This is a genomic window from Phenylobacterium sp., from assembly GCF_965229015.1.
Classification (GTDB): domain Bacteria; phylum Pseudomonadota; class Alphaproteobacteria; order Caulobacterales; family Caulobacteraceae; genus Phenylobacterium.
Genome location: NZ_CBDDIM010000001.1, coordinates 1,897,814 through 1,910,070, shown reverse-complemented (window position 1 = coordinate 1,910,070; position 12,257 = coordinate 1,897,814). Strand labels below are relative to the sequence as shown.

At 66.1% G+C, this 12,257-nt stretch carries 15 protein-coding genes; 11 read left to right on the top strand and 4 right to left on the bottom strand.

Annotated elements, in window-relative coordinates:
• Nucleotides 1-70 precede the first annotated feature (70 nt).
• The 3 genes from ACO06I_RS09550 to ACO06I_RS09540 all read right to left on the bottom strand — a co-directional run bounded on the left by ACO06I_RS09550 (nucleotide 71) and on the right by ACO06I_RS09540 (nucleotide 2,630).
• Nucleotides 71-1,057 carry a S8 family serine peptidase gene (locus ACO06I_RS09550; RefSeq protein ID WP_421932343.1) on the bottom strand — a complete coding sequence of 329 codons (987 nt, stop codon included), beginning with the start codon at nucleotides 1,055-1,057 and terminating at the stop codon, nucleotides 71-73.
• A gap of 293 nt (nucleotides 1,058-1,350) precedes the next feature.
• Nucleotides 1,351-2,025 carry an anti-sigma factor family protein gene (locus tag ACO06I_RS09545; protein WP_421932342.1) on the bottom strand — a complete coding sequence of 225 codons (675 nt, stop codon included), beginning with the start codon at nucleotides 2,023-2,025 and terminating at the stop codon, nucleotides 1,351-1,353.
• Between the two features lie 8 nt (nucleotides 2,026-2,033).
• Nucleotides 2,034-2,630, bottom strand: coding sequence for an RNA polymerase sigma factor (locus ACO06I_RS09540; protein ID WP_421932341.1), 597 nt, complete (start codon nucleotides 2,628-2,630; stop codon nucleotides 2,034-2,036).
• A 172-nt stretch (nucleotides 2,631-2,802) separates the two neighbouring features.
• Between ACO06I_RS09540 and ACO06I_RS09535 the strand changes: the two genes are divergently transcribed.
• From ACO06I_RS09535 to ACO06I_RS09505, 7 genes are all read left to right on the top strand, one after another.
• Nucleotides 2,803-3,744, top strand: a complete 942-nt coding sequence (locus ACO06I_RS09535; RefSeq protein ID WP_421932340.1) for a CsgG/HfaB family protein — start codon at nucleotides 2,803-2,805, stop codon at nucleotides 3,742-3,744.
• A gap of 22 nt (nucleotides 3,745-3,766) precedes the next feature.
• Complete coding sequence (locus ACO06I_RS09530; protein WP_421932339.1) at nucleotides 3,767-4,195, top strand: hypothetical protein; 429 nt, start codon at nucleotides 3,767-3,769, stop codon at nucleotides 4,193-4,195.
• 156 nt (nucleotides 4,196-4,351) lie between these two features.
• Nucleotides 4,352-4,909, top strand: coding sequence for a hypothetical protein (locus tag ACO06I_RS09525; protein ID WP_421932338.1), 558 nt, complete (start codon nucleotides 4,352-4,354; stop codon nucleotides 4,907-4,909).
• A 129-nt stretch (nucleotides 4,910-5,038) separates the two neighbouring features.
• Nucleotides 5,039-5,341, top strand: a complete 303-nt coding sequence (locus ACO06I_RS09520; RefSeq protein WP_421932337.1) for a hypothetical protein — start codon at nucleotides 5,039-5,041, stop codon at nucleotides 5,339-5,341.
• 77 nt (nucleotides 5,342-5,418) lie between these two features.
• On the top strand, nucleotides 5,419-5,913 hold the full coding sequence (locus ACO06I_RS09515) for a carboxypeptidase-like regulatory domain-containing protein (protein ID WP_421932336.1): 495 nt from the start codon (nucleotides 5,419-5,421) through the stop codon (nucleotides 5,911-5,913).
• A gap of 31 nt (nucleotides 5,914-5,944) precedes the next feature.
• Nucleotides 5,945-6,268 (top strand): hypothetical protein, encoded by a 324-nt coding sequence (locus tag ACO06I_RS09510; RefSeq protein WP_421932335.1) that lies wholly within the window; start codon nucleotides 5,945-5,947, stop codon nucleotides 6,266-6,268.
• Between the two features lie 23 nt (nucleotides 6,269-6,291).
• Entirely contained in the window at nucleotides 6,292-7,023 is a 732-nt protein-coding gene (locus tag ACO06I_RS09505) for a YkgJ family cysteine cluster protein (RefSeq protein ID WP_421932334.1), read from the top strand.
• Between the two features lie 107 nt (nucleotides 7,024-7,130).
• Here the strand turns inward: ACO06I_RS09505 and ACO06I_RS09500 are convergent, their stop codons facing one another.
• Entirely contained in the window at nucleotides 7,131-7,919 is a 789-nt protein-coding gene (locus ACO06I_RS09500) for a hypothetical protein (RefSeq protein ID WP_421932333.1), read from the bottom strand.
• A 189-nt stretch (nucleotides 7,920-8,108) separates the two neighbouring features.
• On the opposite strand from ACO06I_RS09500, the gene ACO06I_RS09495 reads away from it, so the two are divergent.
• The 4 genes from ACO06I_RS09495 to ACO06I_RS09480 are packed head-to-tail and all read left to right on the top strand — an operon-like array spanning nucleotide 8,109 to nucleotide 12,047.
• Nucleotides 8,109-9,599 carry a hypothetical protein gene (locus tag ACO06I_RS09495; RefSeq protein WP_421932332.1) on the top strand — a complete coding sequence of 497 codons (1,491 nt, stop codon included), beginning with the start codon at nucleotides 8,109-8,111 and terminating at the stop codon, nucleotides 9,597-9,599.
• A gap of 23 nt (nucleotides 9,600-9,622) precedes the next feature.
• Nucleotides 9,623-10,849 (top strand): glycosyltransferase, encoded by a 1,227-nt coding sequence (locus ACO06I_RS09490; protein ID WP_421932331.1) that lies wholly within the window; start codon nucleotides 9,623-9,625, stop codon nucleotides 10,847-10,849.
• Nucleotides 10,850-10,902: 53 nt separating this feature from the next.
• On the top strand, nucleotides 10,903-11,178 hold the full coding sequence (locus ACO06I_RS09485; RefSeq protein WP_421932330.1) for a PqqD family protein: 276 nt from the start codon (nucleotides 10,903-10,905) through the stop codon (nucleotides 11,176-11,178).
• A 5-nt stretch (nucleotides 11,179-11,183) separates the two neighbouring features.
• Nucleotides 11,184-12,047 carry a hypothetical protein gene (locus tag ACO06I_RS09480; protein ID WP_421932329.1) on the top strand — a complete coding sequence of 288 codons (864 nt, stop codon included), beginning with the start codon at nucleotides 11,184-11,186 and terminating at the stop codon, nucleotides 12,045-12,047.
• Nucleotides 12,048-12,257: the final 210 nt, after the last annotated feature.

The following is a 12,257-nucleotide window of genomic DNA, read 5'->3' as shown; positions in this document are numbered from 1 at the left end:
CCAGCATCCGTACCGTAAGGTCGTGGGGGCTCGCCGCCAGGTTCAACTTTGGCGCGGATTTCACCCTGGGTCAGCGCGGCAGGCGGAACAGCCCCGCGCCGAAGACATCATCCCGCCCGGGCGCGCCAAGGTCCCCCGCCGCGGCGGCCACCGCGGCCTCAAGGGCGACAGGATTTCGCGAGCGACCACAGGCCGTGGTGCGCAGGATTGCGCCCGAGACCGTGGCCGCGGCGAAAGACGAGCCGCTCATCCGCCGGTAGCCGCCCGGCGCGGCAGCGGTCAGGTCGACGCCGATGGCCGCGACATCGACCTGGGGCCCCGGCGTGGCGTGGCTGTAGACCCTCATCCGCTCGTCGACCGCCGTGACGCCCAGGACCGCCGGATGCGTCGCCGGGAACGGCGGTCGGCCGGACTTCCCACCATTTCCGGCCGCGGCCACCATGCAGACGCCCTTGGCGGCGATGGCGTCGACCATAGCTTCCAGCAGCCGGTCGCCAGGCCCACCAAACGATAGGTTGAGGACGTTGGGCCTGAGCCGCGCGGCCCCGTCCAGCGCCTTGGCTATGTACCGGGTCTGGGAAAGCGCCGGTGCGTCCGGACCTGACTGCTGGAAGGCCGCCAAGCTTACCAACCGCGCGCCCTGTCCGGACCCCGGGATCTGCCCGCGCCCGACGATCAGGTCGGCCACCGCCGTGCCATGGACGCCAGGCGTCATGGGGGCCGCGAACAATCGCTCTTGGATCGCGGCGCCCGCCAGGGCTTCGTGGCCGAGGTCCACGGCGGTGTCGATCATGGCGATGATGCCCGTCGCCGGAGTGGCCATCACCTCGGCGGTCAGCCCCTGCAGCTCATAGCCCTTCGGCAGGGATTGGGCGCGGCCCAGCCCCTGATAGACGTGGTTGGCCTGGGCCCAGGCGACGCCGGGCAGCGCGCTCGATCGCGCGATGACCGCAGCGACGGTATCGCCCGGTCCAAGCTTGCCGACCACCATGGTCAATCCGACGCTTTCCAGCGGGACGGCCTCCAACAGGACCACGCCCGCCCGTCCAGCCAGCACCTTTGGGTCGTCAGACCCGGCTCGCAGCAGGAGGATCGCGGTATCGGGCGTCTGGTCCTCTCGGGGGCTCTCCCATGCCTCGGCGGGCTTCGGCTTCTCCTTCGGGGGCTTGATGGTGAAGCTCAGCGAAATACTGGGGATGAAAGGGGTCGAGCCGCCCGAGGGTCGTCCGGGTCCTGGCGGCGTGTCCGGCGAGGGCGGGCGATAAGGCCCCTGGCCATGCGCGGCGCTCGCCACCAGCGGCAGGAGCACTGCCAAGGCCATGGTCAAGACCCGCGACCGGGGGCGCCGGCTCAAGACTGCGGTCCGACGAACTCAACCAGCGGCGACGCCCGTAGCCTGCGCACCTCGTCCTCCGGCTTGACGCCGTCGCCCACCGCCAAGTCGATCACGTCGCCCCGCGGCCCGCCGACGATGGTCAAGTCCTCGCTCGCCAGCAGCGCCTTGATTTCCGCCCACCGGGCGCCAGGGGTAAGCCGCACGAGCAGCCGCTGCGGCTCAGCAGGCGCCACCGTCTCAGGCCCCGACAGCACACCGTAGTCCGTCTCCGGACGGGTGAGGGTGGCTAGGAGGCCCGCCTGGACAACCACCAGTACGGCGGCGGCCGCGAAGGCCGGCTTCCAAGCCGCCTGGGACGGGCGCGGCAGGAGACGGCCGAGCCCGGACCGGCGCGTCAGCGGCGCTCGTAGCCCGACCTGGGCGTCGGAGGCGCGCGGGACCTGTTCGCCCAGCCGCTCCGTCAAAGCCTCCAGGCGTTCCGGCGCCGCGCCCGCCTGTAGTGTGAGTTCCGCTCCACCCTCGCGCACGAGGGCGGCGATCTCGCGCACGACCTCAAGCTCCGCGCGCAGCTCCGGATCGACCGCCAGGGCGCTCTCGACCCGCGCGTGCTCCTCGGCGGAAAGCGTCCCGTTGACATAGAATGGCAGCAGGAGGGCCGGCGCCGATGGTTCGTTGTCGTCATCGTCCATGGTGCGCCTCAGGCTGTCTCGAACCTCTGCAGTTGGCTTCGAAGCTGTTTCCGCGCGTGGAAGAGCCGGGTTTTTACGGTGTTTTCAGGGCACCCTGTGATCAGGGCAATCTCAGAAAGCGACCTCTCCTCGAAGTAACAGAGCCAGACAACCTCTCTGTGATCAGGACTCAGTCGTTCGAGCGCCTTGCGAAGTTCACGCGCTGACGAGGATATTTCCGCCGCACGCTCCGGGGTGTGGGCGTCATCGGCTAGGCTGGTCGCCTGATCCTGATCATATGAGCTGGCGACCGGCCGCTCGCGGCGTGCGCGCAGCCAGTCGACGGCCTTGTTGCGGACGATGCGGCGGACCCAGCCATCGGCGTTGCCCACGCCAGCGTAGCGGCCCGCCTCCCGCCAGATACTCAGGAAGGCCTCGTCGACCACGTCGAGGGCAGCGTCGATGTCGCCTGCCAAGAGCGCGCCGGCATAGCGGACAAGGCGCGGCTGAGCGGTCGCGTACAGCGCACTGAAGGCCGCGCGGTCCCCCGCGGCGATCTTCTTGAGCGCCTCCGACGTCAGCATTGGCCGTCCCCCGAGGCCTGCAAGCGCGTCCAAGACGCGCATCCTAAGCGAATCCTCCACCCCAACCCGGGCGCCGCGGATCCGTGCAAGTGTTAACTTTCTACCCTGCCGACGAATTCGTCTAGCCGTCCAACATTAAGACGACCGGCGCGTTGAACCTTTAGCGTCCCCACAACGACCCTTGAGCGGCGGTAGTCGCCGCAAGGGGGCGTCCATGAACCATCGCAATCTGCTTGGCCTGATCTTGGCGGCCGGCCTTTCCGTCGCCGCACCTGTCCTGGCCCAGACGCCGGCGCCCTATGATGGCTTGAAGAAGACCATTTCGGTTGACCTGTTCCAGGCCACCGAGGCCGTCGGCGGCACCGTCACGGCCGAGGGCATGACCGCCATGCTCGTCGATGCCCTGGTCCGCGACGGCCGCTTCGTGGTGGTCGAGCGCCCCGCCCTGGCCGGCGTCCAGGCTGAGCAAGCCCTGTCTGCGGGCTCCGTCAATGCCGAGACCGCAGCCCCTCCCGGCGGCCTGATCGGCTCGAGCGCCATCATTCGCGGCGCCGTGACCAAGTACGACCCAGCCGCTGGCGGCTCGAGCCTCAACGTCGGCGGCCTACCTATGGGCTTGGGCCAGGCGTTCGCCGGCCGCGCCGGTGTGAAGACCCAGAAGGCGGTCATGACCATCGCGCTGCGGATGATCGACACCACTTCCGGCCAGGTGATCTCTACCTCCAAGGCGGAGGGCTCGGCGCGCTCATCTCAGGCCGAAGCGGGCTTGGTTGATACCCGCACCGGCGCCACCGCTGGCGCCAATTCTTTCCGCAATACCCCGATCGGTAAGGCCGGCGAGGACGCCATCGCTAAGGCAGTCGAGCAGATCGCCGCCGGTATGCGAAACGTGCCCTGGTCGGCCCTGGTGGTCGACGCAAGCAGTAGCAAGATCTACGTGAACGCAGGCGCCGATCGCAACGTCCAGCCTGGCATCGAGCTGCACGTCTACCGCAAGGGCCGGACGCTCACCGACCCCTCCACCGGCGTCGTACTCGACGTTGAGATGGAGAATGTGGGCGTGGTGCGCATCGACGCCGTGCGCGACCGGCTCTCTACCGCCTCCGTGGTGTCGGGTGGACCGCCTGCCCGCGGCGATATCCTTAAACTCGACTGACCCCGGCCCCCGGAGAAACCCTATGACGTTCAGGACAATTGTCGCCGCTGGCGTGGCCGTGGCGAGCATGGCCCTCTCGGGCGCCGCCGAGGCGCAGGTTGTCCTTAGTGCGGCTCAAATTTGCGAGCGCGACCCGGCCACCGGCGCGTGGAATACCGTCAAGCTTCGCCTCTTTTCCTTCAGTGATGTCTATTTGAACTTCGCCTTTACACGCCAGCCCAGCGGCCCGGTCACCCCATTTGGGACCATTAGCCCCACCAACACTGCGGCCGAGCGCAAGTTCGCTCTGCCTGCTGGAACCTACAAACTGAAATACAAGACGCCGAGCAGCACGACGTACGTAGCGTATCCCGGGCCCGACATCGTGGTGAGGCCCTTCGTAATTACGGGCCAGACCTGCGCCATGAACCCGTTGGACAAGATCGAAAAGGTCGGCCCGAAGTACAACTGACGAAATCTGTTTGAACCTTATCTCGGCCCCCAACGACCACCTTACAGTTCAAGCTTCGGGAGGAAGGATCACCTCGGTCCTCGCCGCCGATGGAAACGACGCCGCGTTTTCACCGCCCTTCTTCGCTCGGCGCTCTCTAATCATTGGGGACTATTCATGAAACGCGCAGTTATTCTGGCCGCCTTGATGGGTTGCCTGCTCTCCGTCGGATCGGCCACCGCCCAGGACGCCGGCCGTCCGATGCTCTGCCCGAACCCGACCTATGAAACCATCAACATGACCACGCCGACGCCGGTCACCTCCGACTTCCGGGCCGACATGCTCGCCATCGTGCGGGCCGGCGTGAACGACTCGGCGCCGAACAAGTTCTTCCTGCACACCTTCCAGTGGAAGCCGCCGATGTGCTGCAAGATCATGTCGGCGACCATGACCATAGTTCTGAAGGCCAACCAGCCCAGCACCGCGGCCACCTCGTCGGACTCCGGCAACGACTCGATGGGCGTAATGGCCAGCGGCGTTGCGTTCCCTGGCCTTAACGGCCCGGTCTACACCGCCTTTCCGGTCGCGATGGATCAGTCCACGACGCGGGTCTACAACATGACCCCCGCGGCCATCGCTGCGATGAACGCCAACAACCAGCTGAGCTTCTATGTGCAGGACGACACGCGTGTCGTGTCGGCGCAGCTGAAAATAAGCCGCTGCTGCGTGAAGTAGCGCTCGCGCTGGGGACTTGAGCCGCCTTCGGTGGCTTGGGTCCCCCTCGTCGGAGCTCGCGCCAGCCGCGCGCGCCCGACCGGGCCGCGATCATGCGACACCACCCTCAGCCTTCCCAGGAGACTCTCGTTGAAAAGATCAGCTCTCATACTGGCCGGAGCCCTGGCCTTTGACCTCGGCGTCATGGTGGTCGCCAGCCGGGCCATGGAAGCGCCCAAGCAAACAGGAGACGCCAACTCGCTGACGGTTCGCAAGGCCGGCGAAAAGCCTGTGGAGTACCTGAAGATCAAGCTGACGGACGTGCTGGTCACTGGATACGCCATCGACCGGACGGTCGGCGCCAAGACAGGCTGCGAATTGAAACATGGTAAGGTGATCGACGTCGCGGGCACGCCGTTGTGCCAACTCTCGTCCACACCGCTCCCCAAATGACCGGGCCCTCGACGACCCTGCGGCTGGGCCAAATCGTCCTGGGCTGCCTTACCTTGACGGGTCTGGGCGCCCCGACAATGGCCGCGCCCGCCCCACAGGCGGTCCACGTCGCCACCAACAGCTGCACTCTTATAGAGCTGCTGGTGGTTATCGCCGTGTATGACAGTTCCGGTCGTCTGGTTCAGACGGTGACGACCGATCGCAGCGGCCGGTTCACCCTGAAGAATCTGACGCCGGGTCCCTACAGGTTGACGATATCGGGGGAAAGCCTGACTGGCGCAGTCGGCGCCAGCGGCCTGGGCGACCAGCCTGGCGTCATCGCCGTCCTGATCGGCTTGTTGCTGCCCGCGGGAAGGGTCGAGCCGATGTCATCCGACCAGTTACCGCTCACTGCCCGCCGCTCGGGCGGGGGCGGCGGGGCCGGCAAGGTCTCGTTCCAGGACATTAGCTTCACCAAGGTCTTCACCGGCCCGGCCGGCTTCAGCCAGAGTCCTGTCAACGGTTTGGGCGGCCAGGGTGGCGGCCGGTACACCTTCAACTACCAGGGCTCCGTAAGCCTACAAACCCGATGAAACTGCGCCTCGTCACACTTGGAACCTCGCTATGCGAAGAACAGCCATAATCCTAGCGGGCGCCCTGGCTTTCGACCTCGGTGTCGTGGTCGTCGCGGCCCGGGCGGCGGAAAATGCCAACCTCTCCAGCTGCGAGGCCAGCGCCGGGAGAAGCAGCGGCGGAGCCTGCAAGGGAAAGCATTTCCCTGACGAACTGCTTCTCAAGATCGACCGGGTCAACACCGCCGACGCCTGCAAACAAAAGGGCGGCACGGTCCTTACGGTCTCCAACCTGCCGATGTGCCGCCTGCCCGCGCCGGCCGCGGCGCCCGATCGCTGGACACCCCTCGTGCCTCGTCCGCAGGAGACGAAATGAGTCCTGTGGAGACTCTTCCCACGATGGTGCGCCTCTCGGCCGGAGATCCTGTTCGCGATGACCTTGTCACCGGCAAGGCCGTTCTGGTCATCGGCGGCGAGCCTGTGGACTTTGAACTGACCGTCCCGTCGGGGCCTGTCGCGGTCGAGGATGTCCTGCCGGTTATCCACGGTCTCAGCAGCCTGTTCGCCGGGCGGGCGGCGGCGTTGGCGGAGGCGCAAGGCAAGACCATCTCCTGCCGCGCCGGCTGCGGGGCCTGCTGTCGTCAGCTGGTGCCGGTGGCTGCCGCCGAGGCCCGCGCGATCGCCAATCTGGTCAAGGCCATGCCCGAACCGCGTCAGTCCCACGTGCGCAAGCGGTTCGACGACGCCATCGAGGCGCTGTCGGAGTCAGATGTGCTCGACCGCATGTCCGACCCCACCGAACGCCGGCTCGACCTGGGGGTGGATTATTTCCGCCAGGGCGTGGCCTGCCCCTTCCTTGAGGACGAGGCCTGTTCGATCCATCACGACCGGCCGCTGTCATGCCGGGAGTATCTGGTCACCTCAGCGCCCGAGCATTGCGGCACGCTGGAGTCGGGCGCCATTGAAAAGGCGCCTCTCGAAGGGGACCCCTCGCTGGCCCTGCTGCACGCCGACCTGCGCGGCGGCTGGATGCCGCTGGTCCTGTCCCTGCTGTTCGACGGCCAGGCTCCGCCCTCGGCCCGCGACCGGACGGCGCCGGCTATTCTTGCCGACGTGTTCGGACGCCTCTGAGATACATGGCGATGGGGAGGGGCGGGCGACCATGTTCGCGGCCCACCAGTTTTGCCCAGATGGGCGGCTTGACGCCGGTAAGTGTACGGATTGGTTCGGCAGGCCAATCAGTCTCGTGCGTGCACGACCTCGAGGTTGGGCATTCCCCAACACTGATAGCCCATATCTATCGCCATGATCCCGAGGCCCTCAGTCTCGATTTCGCCGCGGACGCCGGGCCCAAGCGGGTGTGGCGAGCGGATGGCGGGGTTGCCGCCTCCGTAGGGAAAGGGCGGAAAGATCAATCCGTCGCGATGGACATCTGCGCGCACCAGCAAAGCAGTTCCGCCGACAGCGTCTAGCCGCACAAGGTCCGGCCCGCCGCGAAGATCGCCCATTGCCTGAGCGCCGTGTGCCCGCCAGGCATTGAGGTCGTAGGTGTCGCCCCCGGCCTCGCGCACGCAGTGGGGATGGACGATGTCGCGTTCCGCGCCGAGCAAGAGCTGAATCAGGTCGGTCGGAAAGTCGATGACGTCGACATCGAGCCAAAGCACCCATTCCTGGTCCTGGAGAGCATGGAACAGGAGGTGGTTACGCGCGCGTGCCAGGGTCTTTCGTCGGGGCAGCTGGTAGGCGAATTCCCAGCGTGGCGTTCCCTGCGGCATCTGCACGCCGAAATGCTTGCGCCACAGGGCCGCCCCCGCAAACGTCCGACGCAGATCTCCAAGTTTCAGCTCAACCTGTTCTGCCGTGTCGTCGGCGCTGTCGCCTTCAAGGAAACCCAATGAAATGAGGCTCTTCGGGTAGTCCAGGCGCGCCAGGCCGGCGAAGTAGCCCTCGAGATGTCGCCCGGCGTCCTTCATCGGGGTCAGGATCAGGATGGTCGGGTCCGTGCCCATCGTCTCGCCTCGCTGCATTGCCTTGCGAGTCCGCTCATGGCGCCGCGGGTCTGACGGTATCGGGCATTTCGTCGCCGTCGAGTCCTTGCCCTTGCGCCTTGCCGACATGACCGAGCCGGGCCAACACTGACATCTAGCGTTTGAATCGGACGATGTCGTTCACGTCGGTTGGTTCGGTGATCTGACGGTGGGGGGCGGCCGCAAATCATGCCGGGTGATCTTCTCTCGGAGATGAAGCGGCGATCGACCTGGGCTTTCCCCGAAGCAGGCATGTCGGGGCGGGGGATCGTTACCTGCGCCGGCGGCGCCCGGCTGTTCACCAGCGCCTATGTCCTGATCCGCATTCTGCGAGAGACTCTAGCCTGCGGGCTGCCCATTCAGCTCTGGCACTTCGGCGGCGAGGAGATCTCGCCCTTGATGCGTGCGCTCTTGCGGCGGCACGACGTCGAGCTTGTGGACGCCATCGCGGTGTTGGAAGTCTTCCCGGCGAACATTCGTGATGGATGGCAGTTGAAGGCCTACGCCGTCGCCAACAGCCGCTTTGCCGAGGTCTTGTTCCTGGACGCCGATCAGGTCCCCGTGCGGGACCCAGATTTCCTGTTCGCCGCGCCGCAATATCAATGCTCTGGCGCGGTGTTCTGGCCCGACGTCATCGACTTGCGCGCTGACAATCCCATCTGGGAGTGGGTCGGCCTCTCCGGCGAGGCTTGTCGATCCTGGGAGAGCGGGCAGCTGCTCATCGACAAACGCCGACACTGGGCCCCACTACAGATGGCCTTGCTGCTGAATGAGCGGGCCGAGGCGGTCTACGCTATGATCTATGGCGACAAGGACACGTTCCTCGTGGCTTGGCGCTTTGCCGGAGCTGCTTTTGAGGTCGTGCCCCACAGGCCGTTCGCAGACCACCGCGTCCTGATCCAACGCGACTTCGACGGCGCGCCGCTGTTCCAGCACCGCACAAACAGCAAGTGGAGCTACCACGCCACTCAGTATCAGCTGGACGGGTTTGTCCACATGGAGGCCTGCCTTGGCTTCCTGGGCGACCTTCGAGCCGCGTGGAACGGCAGGATGTTCTTCCCGCCTGATCGAAGCCTGGCGGCGCGGGCGGAGGAGGCCCGACTTGAGCGGACGGGGGGCCTGCGCCTGATCCTGCTCGCGGACCATGAAACCGACCTTGACCTCATGGAGGGTCATCAGATCGGGCACGGCCGGAGCGTGGATCGGCAGAACTGGTATGTCAGCGAGACTGGCGAGGGCCTCGACCTCATCCTTCATGACGGTGACCAGGTCACCTATCGCCTGTCTTCGAGCCAGCCTGGCGCCTGGCGAGGCGAGCGCCTCACGAGTCCCGCCAATGAGGCGCGCATGGATGAGGGGTTGGCGGGTCGCGAGCCGACCCATGCCGGTGATGGACTTGGCGGCCTGATTGCCGCCGTCGTGGACGCCAGTGGTTATCAGGCCCGGGCGACACCCCAGTCGCGCGACCAACTTGTCTCGACCCTCCGGCTCCTGCTGCGCGCCGAGCCCGGATTGCAGGTGGGACTGCAGGCCATGGGGGAGCAGTCGGCCGACCTGCAGGACGTGGTCGACGAGGTGCTGCTAGCGTCCGCCTCGCAACGCCTCCAGCCCGTCGACAAGTCCGTGGCTATCGGCGTGCTCGGCGCCGGATACAGCGTGCCCGGCCCCGACAAGTCATGAGGGGGGTGCGCCCCAGAGCCTTGATGCTGGCGCCGGCCATGCCCTCAAATTTCGGCAATGGCCTGGCCATGCGGCTGGGTCAATTCCTGGAAGCGCTCACGCGCGATTTCGACGTTGACCTGATTGTCGCCCCTGTCGCCGGGGCGGTCACGCCCGAGGCCCGGCGATGGGCGGAAAGCCTGGGGGCTCGGGTTGGCGTTCTGGCCATACAAGACACGCTCGATACGCAATTTGGCCTGCTCATGCGGCTCTCCAACGTCGAGGCCCGGGCCCTTGCGTTCGCCCGCTACGGCTTGCCAAGCCTGGCGGCGCGGCTTTCGATCACCGCTGCGTTGCGCTGCCGCGAGATGCTGGCGGGCAGGGACTATGATCTGATCCATGTGTCGCGGAGCTACTGCGCGCCACTGGCGATCGCCCTTGCCGGTCGACCCTCCGGCGATCGCCGACCGGTCCTGACCCTCGACCTGGACGAGGATGATGAGCGCGTCTTTCGTGGGTTGGCCGCTATCGCCGCCCGACAGGGGCGAACGGTCACGAGCCGGTGGCGCGGGCTCGAGGCCGAAGCCTTTCAGCGCCTGACCAGGAGCAGCATTCCGCGGTTCGATCGGGTCTGGGTGTCGTCGCCCGCGGACGCGGCCCGCCTGCAGGCTACTTCGCCGACGCACGACCTGAAGGTCATGCCCAATTCGATCGAGATGGGCGTGCGTTCGCGCCGGCGTGATAACGGCCGCACCCTGCTGTTCGTGGGATCCATGAGCTATGAACCGAATGAGGACGCCGTCGCCTGGTTCCTCAGCGCCATCTGGCCTCGGCTCCGCGGCGTCGCCGGAGTTCGCGTCCGGGTCGTGGGGTCGAGCCCGACGAACCGGTTTCAGCGGCTTGGCCGGCAAGCCGGTGTCGAGGTCCTCGGCTGGGCGCCGGATCTGGACCCCTTCTACGAGGAGGCTGCGCTCTGTCTCGCGCCCATCCGCGTGGGAGCCGGCACCCGCATCAAGCTTCTGGAAGCCGCTGTCCGTGGCGTTCCAATCGTTTCCACCCGCCTTGCAGCCGAAGGTCTGGGACTGCAGAACCGGCGGCATCTGTGGCTCGCCGACACGCCCGCTAGCTTCGCCGCGGCGATAGAGGACGCACTGTCCCGCCCCGTCGAGCGGGGCCGCCGTTCAAGGGCCGCTCAGGCCTGGGTCAGGAAGTATTTTGACAGGCCGAGCATCGTGGCCCGCCTGGCGACAGAGTTTCGCGCGCTCTTGTGAGGTCAAGTCCCTGCTGTATCGTACCTTAGACCCCCGAGCATTGGACCGCGATCATGACGTTTGAGCTGACGGCGACGTTCAGGCAGGCATCCGGGTGCGAGGTCAGCCAGATGTCAGACGGCGTTGTCGTCTACCAAGGCGAGAGGGAGCGGGTGCACTACCTCAATCCCACCGCCTCTCTGATCTTTGATCTCTGTGGTGAGGCGCAATCGCTCGAAGCGATCGCCGAATATCTGAAGGACGCGTTTTCGCTGCCCGAGCCACCGCGTGCAGAGGTGACCCAGTGCATCGCGCAGCTTTTGACCGAAGGTCTGATCAGCCCGTGCTGAGCGTCATGTTCCGCACCTTCGCGCGGGACGTTCATATTAGCTGTGCCGACCAGAGCGCGGCCGACCAGCTGGCGTTCATTGGATGCAGCCCGAAGATCGAAGGGGCTGCTCGCGAGCGATTGGACCTGGAGGTTGAGACCGTCCACGGATTTCTCAGGCTGGACGCGCCGGGCCGAGTCGCCGTCGAGGGCTCGGCGGCCGTCATCCTGGACGAACTCTACCGCCTGCGGTTCGAGATGGTGCGGGCTGAATGCCCGGGCGGCCTGTTTGTTCGTGGTGGGACTGTCACGACGGATGCTGGCCACATCCTCTTTGTCGGGGAGGCAGGCGCCGGCAAGTCAACACTGCTTGTCCACCTCGCCGACCTGGGCTGGTCAGTGACCGGCGATGATCAGCTGATCATTGAAAACAATCTGGCTCGCCCGTTCCCCAACAGTCTGCGTGTCCGGTCCGGGGCTTTGCCCTGCCTGTCGGCGCGTGCCGCCGACATCGTGCGTTCGTCGCCGCAGATACCGGGATGGTTCGGCCAGCCGACCTACGCAATCGAGCCGTCAGCCTTCGGACGCCCGTGGGAAATTTGGTCGAGGCCTCTTCGTCACGTGATCCTGGTGGAAGGCAACCACGGAGGAAGCTCCCGACTGCAACCGCTCGACCGAACTATTGCAATGGAAGAGATCTTCAAAGATCTACTTTTGCCGGCCCAATCGCGGGCCCGGTCTCTGGCCGCCTTCAATGCTGTGATGTCTTCAGCCGACTGTTGGCGATGGACACTCGGACGCCTTGACGATGCCGGGCGGTTACTCCAAGAATTAATAGATGTAGATGACTGCCTTGGGTCATTGGAGGTGCGACGTGCCAGCAGATCCTGAGAGCAAGGGCGTGGATCGACGCCTCTTGTTGCTGTCGGCCTGGACCATACCCGTGGTTGCGTCCTTCGCGCTTGGCGGCTTGGCGACGGCTAGTGAGACGATCTGGACCGGCGTCGGTAATGCTTCCCTTAGCGGCAGCGCCATGTCCAAGACATCGAACGCCACGAAAGGCGCCCCCGCCAAAACGGCTCTGCCCAAGCCCAAGTAGGC

Coding starts and splice junctions, on each gene's coding strand:
- ACO06I_RS09545 (WP_421932342.1), bottom strand. CDS start 2,025: ATGGACGATGACGACAACGAACCATCGGCGCCGGCCCTCCTGCTGCCA.
- ACO06I_RS09540 (WP_421932341.1), bottom strand. CDS start 2,630: ATGCGCGTCTTGGACGCGCTTGCAGGCCTCGGGGGACGGCCAATGCTG.
- ACO06I_RS09535 (WP_421932340.1), top strand. CDS start 2,803: ATGAACCATCGCAATCTGCTTGGCCTGATCTTGGCGGCCGGCCTTTCC.
- ACO06I_RS09530 (WP_421932339.1), top strand. CDS start 3,767: ATGACGTTCAGGACAATTGTCGCCGCTGGCGTGGCCGTGGCGAGCATG.
- ACO06I_RS09525 (WP_421932338.1), top strand. CDS start 4,352: ATGAAACGCGCAGTTATTCTGGCCGCCTTGATGGGTTGCCTGCTCTCC.
- ACO06I_RS09515 (WP_421932336.1), top strand. CDS start 5,419: ATGGCCGCGCCCGCCCCACAGGCGGTCCACGTCGCCACCAACAGCTGC.
- ACO06I_RS09510 (WP_421932335.1), top strand. CDS start 5,945: ATGCGAAGAACAGCCATAATCCTAGCGGGCGCCCTGGCTTTCGACCTC.
- ACO06I_RS09505 (WP_421932334.1), top strand. CDS start 6,292: ATGGTGCGCCTCTCGGCCGGAGATCCTGTTCGCGATGACCTTGTCACC.
- ACO06I_RS09500 (WP_421932333.1), bottom strand. CDS start 7,919: ATGCAGCGAGGCGAGACGATGGGCACGGACCCGACCATCCTGATCCTG.
- ACO06I_RS09495 (WP_421932332.1), top strand. CDS start 8,109: ATGCCGGGTGATCTTCTCTCGGAGATGAAGCGGCGATCGACCTGGGCT.
- ACO06I_RS09490 (WP_421932331.1), top strand. CDS start 9,623: ATGCTGGCGCCGGCCATGCCCTCAAATTTCGGCAATGGCCTGGCCATG.
- ACO06I_RS09485 (WP_421932330.1), top strand. CDS start 10,903: ATGACGTTTGAGCTGACGGCGACGTTCAGGCAGGCATCCGGGTGCGAG.
- ACO06I_RS09480 (WP_421932329.1), top strand. CDS start 11,184: ATGTTCCGCACCTTCGCGCGGGACGTTCATATTAGCTGTGCCGACCAG.